Consider the following 9,163-nt stretch of genomic DNA (forward strand, 5'->3'; position numbering starts at 1 on the left):
GGCGGCCATGAAGGGGCGGTTGCCGTAGCGCTCGGACAGGGCGCCGGCGATGGGCGCGACCACCATGGGTGTGGCGGTCCAGGGGAGGATCCACACCGGGGGCCTCCGGCGCCCCGCCGGCCCCCGCCGCACCGGCGGCGCCGTCCGCGGCCCCCCGTACCCCCTTGCATCCGGCGACCCCGAGCAGGGACATCCCGGCCGCGACCAGTAGCAATCTACGCGAAGTAATCTGACGATCAGACAGCATTCTGAATGCTTCCCCCGCCGGTCGCCGCACCTCCCAACGGCAACCCCGACGGCCCCCAGCACCACCCCAACGGCCGAAGCCGCGCTCCCCGCACCGGCCCCGCCCCGCCCCGGGGCGGACACCGCGCACCCGCGGCCCCGGCGGGACCGCTACGCTGACCTCCCCAGTGTGATGATCTGTCTTCAGAGGACGTAGCCATGACGTCAAGTCAGGACTTCGCCGACCTGTCCGGGAACGCCGCGGCCGGGCTGAGCGAGTGGGAGCGTTTCGGAGTCGACACCAGCGCCCCGCACTCCGCCCGCGTCTACGACTACTGGCTGGGCGGGAAGACCAACTTCCCGCCGGACCGCGCCATGGGCCGGGCCATCGAGGAGGCCGTCCCCAGCGTCAAGGCGATGGCGAAGGAGAACCGGGCGTTCCAGGGCCGCGCCGTCCGCCACCTCGCCGAGCAGCAGGGCATCCGCCAGTTCCTCGACCTCGGCACCGGCATCCCCACCTCACCGAACACCCACGAGATCGCCGAGGCGGCCAGCCCCGGCACCCGCGTGGTCTACGTCGACAACGACCCGATCGTGCTGGCCCACGCCCGGGCGCTGATGGTCTCCACCCCGGCCAGCCGCACCACCTACATCCACCAGGACCTCGGCAAGCCCGACGAGCTGCTCGCCGACCCGGCGCTCACCTCCACCCTGGACCTCGGCCGGCCGGTCGGCCTGCTGATGATCGCCGTGCTGATGCTGGTCGCCGACGAGGCCGACCCGTGGGGCAAGGTCGCCGCCCTGCGGGACGCGCTGCCCTCCGGCAGCTGCCTCGCCCTCACCCACCCCACCCAGGACTTCGACCCGGAGAGCGTGGCCAAGGTCGCCGAGGCGGCCCGGGCCGGCGGGATGACGCTGGTCCCGCGCACCCGCGACGAGGTCGCCCGGTTCTTCGACGGCTGGGAGCTGATCGAGCCGGGCGTCGCCCCCGTCATGGCCTGGCGCCCGGACGGCGAGCCGCCGGCCGACCCGCACGCCGCGTACTACTGGGGCGGCGTGGCCCGCAAGCCGTAGGACGTGCCGCGGCCGTGGGCGCGCGCCCGGCCGCGCCCACGGCGGAGCGGCTACTTCAGCAGCCGCGACAGCCGCCGGTCGGCCAGCGGCTTGCCGCCGGTCTGGCAGGTCGGGCAGTACTGCAGCGAGGAGTCGGCGAACGACACCTCGCGCACGGTGTCCCCGCAGACCGGGCACGGCTGCCCGGTCCGGCCGTGCACCCGCAGGCCCAGCTTCTTCTCCGCCTTGAGCTCCCCCGCGGCCAGCCCGCGGGAACGCTCCACCGCCTCGCGCAGCGTCGTCCCGAGCGCCTCGTACAGCAGGGCCGTCTCGTCCTCGGTCAGGCTGGACGCCAGCTTGTACGGGGACATCCGCGCGGCGTGCAGCACCTCGTCCGAATAGGCGTTGCCCACCCCGGCCAGCACGCTCTGGTCGCGCAGCACGCCCTTCAGCCGACGCCGCTCGCCCCGCAGCAGGCCGGCGAACGCGTCCAGGGTGAAGGCCGGGTCCAGCGGGTCCGGGCCGAGCCGGGCCACCCCGGGCACCTCGGCCGGGTCGCGCACCACGTACACCGCGAGGCCCTTCTTCGTCCCCGCCTCGGTGAGGTCGAAGCCGTCCCCGGCGTCCCCGGCCAGCCGCACCCGCAGCGCGAGCGGGTTCCTCCCGCCCGGCCGCGGGGGCTCGGCGGGCAGGCTCTCCTTCCACCGCAGCCAGCCGGCCCGGGCCAGGTGGATCACCAGGTGCAGGCCGCCGGCCTCGATGTCGAGGAACTTCCCGTGCCGGGTGACCGGGCCGACCGTCAAGCCCGCCAGCGCCGTCACCGGCGGGTCGTAGGTCTTGAGCGCGCTGATCGCCACCGGCTGGACCAGCGCGATCACGCGCCCGCTCAGCCGCTCGGACAGGAAGGCGCTGAGGGCCTCGACCTCGGGCAGCTCCGGCATGCGCCCAGTCTGGCGCAGCACGCCCGCCGCCGCCCGCCCGGCACGCCCCGCCATTGCCTGTCCCGCGCGGGTGGGCGCAGGCTGGAGGTGCCCGCGCACCGCGTGCACCGGTTCCCGAGGAGGTCCGGCCCGGCCATGAGCACGCTTGAGGAACAGATCGACGTCGACGCCCCGGCGCCGGCGGCCTGGGAACAGCTCCACCGGGTGCACGACTACCCGCGCTTCGTCCGCGGCGTGCACAGCGCCCACCCGCACGGCCGGAACCTGGCGCACCTCGGCGTGGAGATCGCCGGCGCCGAGCAGGACGTGGAGACCGAGATCATCGACCGCGGCCGGGGCCGGGTGATGGCCTGGCGGACCCTCGACGGCCTCCAGCTGCACGGTGCGTTCGCCCTGCTCCCGCTCGACGGGGGCCGCACCCGGGTGCAGATCCGGGTCGAGTACGACCCGGAGGCGGTGCACGAGGTGTTCGGCGGCCCGCGCGGCTTCGCGCTGGCCGGCGCGGTCGAGCGCGCCGTCCGGGCCGACCTGCAGCTGTTCCGGGAGCTGGTCGAGGCCCGGGCGGCGGCCGCCCGGCCACCGGAGGAGTGACCGATAAAGGGCGCATAAGCGCAGGTCAGGGGCATCGTGAGGATCCCCACAGCGGGCCTTCGGTGCCGTCGTCCGCCGGCCCTCCTGTGGCAGACTCGGATGTCATGCAGCGGTACACCGGCCCGGCCAGCCCGGCCTCCAGGACGCTCCGCGCGGCGGTCTTCGCCGCGCTGGTCGTGCTGCTCGCCGGCCTCGGCCAGGTGCTGGTCACCGGCCGCCCGCTGCCGCTCGGCACGCTCGCGGTGGCCGGCGCCGCCGTCTTCGCGGTGGCCTTCGCCCTCGCGGGCACGGAACGCCGGTACCCCGCGGTCGCGGCGGTCTTCCTGCCGCTGGAGCTGGGCCTGAGCGCCCTGTTCGACCTCGCCCAGACCTCCTGCCCCTCGCTGCCGCCCGGCTCCGCCCGCGGCTTCGAGCCGCTGCTCTGCGGCGGCGGATCGCTCGGCGGGTTCCTGCTGGGCCACGAGGCCGGCCGGTCCACCGGCGTGCTGCTCCTCGCGCTGCACACCGTGATCGCGCTCGCCGCCGCGTTCTGGCTGCGCCGCGCCGACGCGGCACTGACCGGCCTCACCCGGTCGATACGCATCCTCGGCGACTTCGCGCAGCGGTTCCCCGGCGCGGCCGGCCACCTGCGGCTCCTGCTCGCCGCGCCCGTCCCGGCCCGCCCGGTGGTACGGGTGCCGTTCCCGCGCGCCAGCCGGATCCGCGTCCCGGCCGGGGACGTCCTGCTCGGCCCCGCCGTCCGGCGCGGTCCGCCCGCACCGGTCCCGGCCGGCTGAGCAAGCCCTCCCCCGCTTTCTCCCCCGGCCGTCCCGCCGCGCGCGCCCGTACGCGCCTGCCCCGCTCCGCCCCGACCGGCCCACCCGCCGGCCGGCCGGCGTGAGCACCGGACCGAGAGCACAGGACGACACCCCGCCATGACCAAGCAGCCCCGCACCCCCCGTCCCTCCGGCAACGCCCCCCGCCCCTCCGGCGACCCCGGCCGCCGCGCCGCCACCGCGCAGATGCGGGCGGAGCGCGAGCGCGCCGAGCGCTCCGCCCGGATCCGCCGCCGGACCGTCATCGGCGGCGCCACCGCCGCCGTGCTCGCCCTCGCCGCCGGTGTGGCCTTCGCCGTCGGCGGCTCCTCGGGCCACGGCGCCGCCGACGGCCCGCTGGTCGTCCCGGCCAACGCGGGCGGCGCCGACGGGACCGTGATCACCTACGGCAAGGCCGACGCCCCCCACACGCTGGAGATCTACGAGGACTTCCGCTGCCCGTACTGCGGCCAGCTGGAGACCACCGACGGCAAGACCATCCAGCAGCTCGCCGACGCCGGCACCTACAAGATCGAGTACCACCTGGCGACCTTCCTGGACCAGGGCCTCGGCGGCAAGGGCTCGCGCACCGCGCTGGCCGCCGCGGGCGCGGCGCTCAACGAGGGCGTCGACAAGTTCAAGCAGTTCCACGACGTGCTGTACGCCAACCAGCCGGACGAGCGCAACGACGGCTTCGCCGACGTGAACCACCTGCTCGACCTGGCCGGACAGGTCCCGGGCCTGAAGACGGACGCCTTCGTCAAGGCCGTCCAGGACGGCACCTACGCGCCGTGGGCGGGCCAGGTGGACAAGGCCTTCGAGAAGAGCGGCGTCACCGGCACCCCGACCGTGAAGCTGGACGGGCAGAAGCTGGAGGTGTTCGCCGACGGCGCGGCCGTCCCGCCCGAGCAGTTCACCGCCCTGGTCAAGCAGGTGACCGGGTGACGTCCGCCGCCCCCGCCCGGACCTACGGCGCGAGCCGCCCGTTCGCCCTGCTGCTGGTGATCGGCGGCGCGCTCGGCCTGTTCGCCTCGGCCGTCCTCACGCTGGACAAGATCCGGCTGCTGAAGAACCCGTCGTACGTCCCCAACTGCAACATCAACCCGATCATCAGCTGCGGCTCGGTCATGCGCAGCGACCAGGCCGAGGCCTTCGGCTTCCCGAACTCGCTGATCGGCCTGGCCGGCTTCGCCGTCGTGATCACGATCGGCGCCGGGCTGCTGGCCGGGGCGGCGTACCGGCGCTGGTTCTGGCTCGGCCTGCAGGCCGGGACGGTGTTCGGCATCGGCTTCGTGACCTGGCTGATGTACCAGACGCTGTACCGGATCGGCGCGGTCTGCCCGTACTGCATGGTGGTCTGGGCGGCGATGATCCCGCTCTTCTGGTACACCACCCTGCACAACCTGCGCTCCGGCGTGATCCCGGTCGGACGCCGGCTGCGCCCGGCCGTCCGGGAGGCCGCCCGCTACCACTGGGTGGTGCCGGTGCTCTGGTACGCGGTGATCGTGCTGCTGATCCTCAAGCGGTTCTGGTACTACTGGAGCACCCTGGTCTGAGCGCCCCCGCCGCCCCGGGCTTCCCGGCCCGGGGCGGCGACGGCCGACGACCCCGGCGGCGACATCGCGCTCAGCGGCGAAAACAGGGCGACGAGGTCGTCATCGGACGATCCGGTCGATGCCGGCCGGCCCGGGGGGCAGGTCCCGCTCGGTGCGCACCGGCGACGCCAGCAGCAGGGCGCCGCACGCCACCAGCAGAGCGGTCATCACCCACATCGTGGCCCTGAGCCCGAGCACCGCGCCGAGGCCGCCGCCCGCGACGGCGCCCAGCGGGATGGTGGCCTGGTTGGCGAACATCGAGGTCGCCACCACCCGGCCGAGCAGGGCCGGCGGGGGGTACGTCTGCCGGAAGCTGCCGAGCACGACGTTGCACAGGACCGCTCCGGCGACCATGACGACCGACCCGACCACGTAGAGGGCGACGCGGGCGCCGGGCCCGGACGCCGGCAGCAGCAGGCCGAAGGGCGTGGCGACCAGCAGGGAGAGTCGCACGCCGCGCGCCGTACCGAGGCGCCGGCAGAGCGGCCGGGCCGCGACGGCGCCGAGCACCCCGCCCAGGGCCCCGGCGGCCGCCACCGCGCCGACCGCCGCCGGGGCCACGCCGACCTCGCGGACCAGGAAGAGAACGGCTATCGACTGGTAGCCGGTGAGCGCGAAGTTGGCCGAGGCCCCGTACAGCAGGAACGAGCGCAGGTACCTGTCCCGGAGGATGAAGGCGAGGCCCTCGTGGATCTGCGCACGCAGTGGGCCGGGAGCCTCCGCGACCGGCGCCGGCGCCCGTTCGGTGCGGATCAGCAGGAGCGCGGCGGTGGCGACCAGGAAGGTGACCGCGTCGGCGAGCAGCCCGGCTGCCGCTCCGAACCACTGCACCGTCAGCGCGGCCGCACCGGGCCCGGCCACCTGGGCCGCCGACGCGCTGCCCTGGAGCTTGGCGTTGGCCTCGATCAGGTCGTCCCGGCCGACGAGTTCCGGCAGGTACGCCTGGTAGGCCGCGCCGAAGAGGACGGCCGCCGTGCCGGTCAGCAGGGCGGTCACCAGCAGCTGGGCCATCGTCAGGACACCGAGCAGGCTGGCCGCCGGCACGCTCGCGAACAGTGCCGCCGAGGCGAGGTTGCAGCCGATCATGACGGCCCGCCGGGGCAGTCGGCCGACCCAGACGCCGGCGGGCAGGCCGAGCAGCAGCCAGGGCAGCCAGACCGCGCCGCTCAGCAGGCCCACCGCCAGTGGTCCGGCGTCGAGGGAGACCACGGCGACCAGCGGCAGCGCCACCGAGGTGATGCTGCTGCCGAGCCGGCTGACGCTCTCGCCGGCCCAGAGCAGCCGGAAGTCGCGCTGGGCCAGCAGGCCCCACCGCGCGTGGCGCGGCGCGGCGGCCGGGGCGAGGGCGGCCGTCACGGCCGGGCCGGGACGCTGTGGGCGAAGGCGAAGACGGACTCCCGCTCCCGCCCGTCCTCGGGCACCGGCCGGTCGGCCCACCGTTCCAGGACCGCCACCAGGTCGGCCGCGAACTCCCGGGCCTCCTCGGGGGTGAGCCGCAGCCAGGCCTCGGTGGCCACGGCGCAGCCCTCGTGCCAGGCCGGGTCGTAGTCCGGCCTCGTGGCCGTCCAGGCGCGCACCAGGCCGGCCTGGCGTTCGAGTTGCAGCGAGCCGGCGGCGTCGGCGACCGCCTCCGCGACCGGGTCGCCCTGGAAGTCGGCCCGCGCCCAGCGCAGCGTCCCGGGTGTCAGGCGCCACCACCGCTCGCGCCGGTCCCGGGCCAGCTCGGGCGCCTCCTCGATCAGGTCGGCACCGGCCAGCACCTTGAGGTGGTGACTGACGTTGCCGACGGCCTGGCCGGTGCGCTCGGCCAGCAGGCCGACGGTGGCGGCACCGCCCACCTTCAGCACGTCGAGCAGGCGGCGGCGGAGGGGGTGGGTCAGGGCGGCCAGGACGCGGGAGTCGGAGATCTGCCGGACGTCGCTCCGCGTGGCGGCGGCCCGGGCATCTGGTTCGGCGGTCATGCCGATGAGCATATAGACAAGAGCTCTTGTACGACAGTGGTTGTACGACATTTCTTGTTCATCAGCGAGCCGGTCCGCACGGGTGTACCGGCGGCGGTCGGCGGGCACCGGGTACTCGGGGGGCTTCCCGTCGAGGAGGTAGTGGACATGCGGCACCCCGACGCTCCGCACATCAGGCCCGAGGGCATCTCCCCGCACGCCCTGGGCAACGACACGCTGCTGCACGAGCTGGAACAGCTGCACCGCACCCGGCACGAGACCTTCCTGTACGGGTCGGAGGACGCGTTGAAGCGGCACACCCTGCGGCTGGGCCAGCTGGAGGCGGAGTACCTGCACCGGTTCCCGAACCGGCAGGTCACCGCCGCCCGGACCAGGGCCGGTGCGCGGGCCCGGGAGGCGGCGGCCCGGGTGGAGTCGCTGCCGGAGTGACGGCCGGCGCCGCGCCGCCCGGCGGGACACGCCGGGCGGCGGTGGCGTGCCCGGGGCGTGCGGTCGGTCAGGGTGGGGAACCACACCCCGGACGACCCCGGACCACTCCGGACCACCCGCACGGACACCTGGGAGCCCCCTTCATGCCCATCGCAAGTGTCAACCCCGCGACCGGCGAGACCCTGGAGACCTTCGAACCGCTGGACGCCGCCGGTCTCGAACAGCGGCTGGCCCGCGCCGAGGCGGCGTTCCGCGGCTACCGCACCACCTCCTTCGCGCACCGCGCCCAGCTGCTGCGCCGCGCGGCCGACCTGCTGGACGAGGACCGCGAGGCCGTCGCCCGCACGATGACGGAGGAGATGGGCAAGCCGCTCACCGCCGCCCGCGCGGAGGCGGCCAAGTGCGCGAAGGCGATGCGCTGGTACGCCGAGAACTCCGAGGCCCTGCTCGCCGACGAGCACCCCGATCCGGCCGACGTCGCCGACGCGGGCGCCGCCCGCGCCTACGTCCGCTACCGCCCGGTCGGCGTGGTGCTGGCCGTGATGCCGTGGAACTTCCCGTTCTGGCAGGTGGTCCGGTTCGCCGCGCCGGCGCTGATGGCGGGCAACGTGGGCCTGCTGAAGCACGCCTCTAACGTGCCGCGGACGGCCGTCGCGCTGGAGGAGCTGTTCCTCCGGGCCGGCTTCCCGGAGGGCTGCTTCCAGACCCTGCTGATCGGCTCCGGCGCGGTGGAGGGCGTGGTCCGCGACCGCCGGGTCGCCGCGGTGACGCTGACCGGCAGCGAGCCGGCCGGGCGGGCGGTCGCCGCGGCGGCGGCCGACGAGGTCAAGAAGGCCGTGCTGGAGCTGGGCGGCAGCGACCCCTTCGTGGTCCTGCCCAGCGCGGACCTGGACGCCGCCGTGGCCACCGCCGTCCGGGCCCGGGCCCAGAACAACGGGCAGTCCTGCATCGCGGCCAAGCGGTTCATCGTGCACGCGGACGTATACGAGCCGTTCACCGCCGCGTTCGCCGAGGCGATGCGTTCGCTGAAGGTCGGCGACCCGATGGACGAGGCCACCGAGATCGGCCCGCTGGCCAGCCGCCAGGGCCGGGACGACCTGGAGGAGCTGGTCGAGGACGCGAAGAAGCACGGCGCCCGGGTGGAGTGCGGCGGCCGCCGCCCCGAGGGCCGGGACGGCGGCTGGTTCTACGAGCCGACCGTGATCACCGGCATCACCCCGGCGATGCGGATCCACCAGGAGGAGACCTTCGGTCCGGTCGCCACCGTCTACCGGGCCGCCGACCTCGACGAGGCGGTGGCGCTGGCCAACGACACGCCGTTCGGGCTCAGCTCCAACGTGTGGACCGACGACCCGGCCGAGCAGGAACGCTTCGTCCGGGACATCGAGGCCGGCGGCGTCTTCTTCAACGGGATGACCGCCTCGCACCCGGCCCTGCCGTTCGGCGGGGTCAAGCGCTCGGGCTTCGGGCGGGAGCTGTCGGGGCACGGGATCAAGGAGTTCTGCAACGTGACCACGGTCTGGGTCGCGTAGCGGAGCCCCGCCAGGTCCCCGGCTCGCGGCCTGCCCGCTCCC

At 75.0% G+C, this 9,163-nt stretch carries 10 protein-coding genes; 7 read left to right on the forward strand and 3 right to left on the reverse strand.

The annotated features are described in order from the left end of the window. Positions 1-444: 444 nt before the first annotated feature. Positions 445-1,299 (forward strand): SAM-dependent methyltransferase, encoded by an 855-nt coding sequence (locus ABZ885_RS30280; RefSeq protein WP_360195475.1) that lies wholly within the window; start codon positions 445-447, stop codon positions 1,297-1,299. Between the two features lie 50 nt (positions 1,300-1,349). On the opposite strand, the gene ABZ885_RS30285 is transcribed toward ABZ885_RS30280, so the two are convergent. After that, a complete protein-coding gene (locus ABZ885_RS30285) occupies positions 1,350-2,219 on the reverse strand; it encodes a DNA-formamidopyrimidine glycosylase family protein (protein ID WP_360195478.1) in 870 nt (289 codons plus the stop codon). 135 nt (positions 2,220-2,354) lie between these two features. On the opposite strand from ABZ885_RS30285, the gene ABZ885_RS30290 reads away from it, so the two are divergent. From ABZ885_RS30290 to ABZ885_RS30305, 4 genes are all read left to right on the forward strand, one after another. Further along, complete coding sequence (locus tag ABZ885_RS30290) at positions 2,355-2,810, forward strand: SRPBCC family protein (protein ID WP_360195481.1); 456 nt, start codon at positions 2,355-2,357, stop codon at positions 2,808-2,810. A 104-nt stretch (positions 2,811-2,914) separates the two neighbouring features. Next, a complete protein-coding gene (locus ABZ885_RS30295; protein ID WP_360195484.1) occupies positions 2,915-3,586 on the forward strand; it encodes a hypothetical protein in 672 nt (223 codons plus the stop codon). A 138-nt stretch (positions 3,587-3,724) separates the two neighbouring features. After that, positions 3,725-4,549, forward strand: coding sequence for a thioredoxin domain-containing protein (locus tag ABZ885_RS30300; protein ID WP_360195487.1), 825 nt, complete (start codon positions 3,725-3,727; stop codon positions 4,547-4,549). Beyond that, positions 4,546-5,160 (forward strand): vitamin K epoxide reductase family protein, encoded by a 615-nt coding sequence (locus tag ABZ885_RS30305; RefSeq protein ID WP_360195490.1) that lies wholly within the window; start codon positions 4,546-4,548, stop codon positions 5,158-5,160. The genes ABZ885_RS30300 and ABZ885_RS30305 overlap by 4 nt, the downstream gene beginning before the upstream one ends. 99 nt (positions 5,161-5,259) lie before the next feature. Here the strand turns inward: ABZ885_RS30305 and ABZ885_RS30310 are convergent, their stop codons facing one another. Continuing rightward, positions 5,260-6,555: an MFS transporter gene (locus ABZ885_RS30310; protein ID WP_360195493.1), complete on the reverse strand. Its 1,296-nt coding sequence runs from the start codon at positions 6,553-6,555 to the stop codon at positions 5,260-5,262. Further along, positions 6,552-7,160 (reverse strand): helix-turn-helix domain-containing protein, encoded by a 609-nt coding sequence (locus ABZ885_RS30315; RefSeq protein WP_360195496.1) that lies wholly within the window; start codon positions 7,158-7,160, stop codon positions 6,552-6,554. Before ABZ885_RS30315 ends, ABZ885_RS30310 begins: the two co-directional genes overlap by 4 nt. Before the next feature lie 147 nt (positions 7,161-7,307). Between ABZ885_RS30315 and ABZ885_RS30320 the strand changes: the two genes are divergently transcribed. Continuing rightward, entirely contained in the window at positions 7,308-7,589 is a 282-nt protein-coding gene (locus tag ABZ885_RS30320; RefSeq protein WP_360195498.1) for a DUF6158 family protein, read from the forward strand. A 143-nt stretch (positions 7,590-7,732) separates the two neighbouring features. Beyond that, positions 7,733-9,121, forward strand: coding sequence for an NADP-dependent succinic semialdehyde dehydrogenase (locus ABZ885_RS30325; protein ID WP_360195501.1), 1,389 nt, complete (start codon positions 7,733-7,735; stop codon positions 9,119-9,121). Positions 9,122-9,163 lie beyond the last annotated feature (42 nt).

Origin of the sequence: Kitasatospora sp. NPDC047058 (genome assembly GCF_040643935.1) — a bacterium.
GTDB lineage: Bacteria > Actinomycetota > Actinomycetes > Streptomycetales > Streptomycetaceae > Kitasatospora.

Excerpts from the sequence above, each read along its gene's own strand:
- ABZ885_RS30300 (WP_360195487.1), top strand. The coding sequence starts at position 3,725 with ATGACCAAGCAGCCCCGCACCCCCCGTCCCTCCGGCAACGCCCCCCGC.
- ABZ885_RS30280 (WP_360195475.1), top strand. The coding sequence starts at position 445 with ATGACGTCAAGTCAGGACTTCGCCGACCTGTCCGGGAACGCCGCGGCC.
- ABZ885_RS30295 (WP_360195484.1), top strand. The coding sequence starts at position 2,915 with ATGCAGCGGTACACCGGCCCGGCCAGCCCGGCCTCCAGGACGCTCCGC.
- ABZ885_RS30315 (WP_360195496.1), bottom strand. The coding sequence starts at position 7,160 with ATGACCGCCGAACCAGATGCCCGGGCCGCCGCCACGCGGAGCGACGTC.
- ABZ885_RS30290 (WP_360195481.1), top strand. The coding sequence starts at position 2,355 with ATGAGCACGCTTGAGGAACAGATCGACGTCGACGCCCCGGCGCCGGCG.
- ABZ885_RS30320 (WP_360195498.1), top strand. The coding sequence starts at position 7,308 with ATGCGGCACCCCGACGCTCCGCACATCAGGCCCGAGGGCATCTCCCCG.
- ABZ885_RS30285 (WP_360195478.1), bottom strand. The coding sequence starts at position 2,219 with ATGCCGGAGCTGCCCGAGGTCGAGGCCCTCAGCGCCTTCCTGTCCGAG.
- ABZ885_RS30325 (WP_360195501.1), top strand. The coding sequence starts at position 7,733 with ATGCCCATCGCAAGTGTCAACCCCGCGACCGGCGAGACCCTGGAGACC.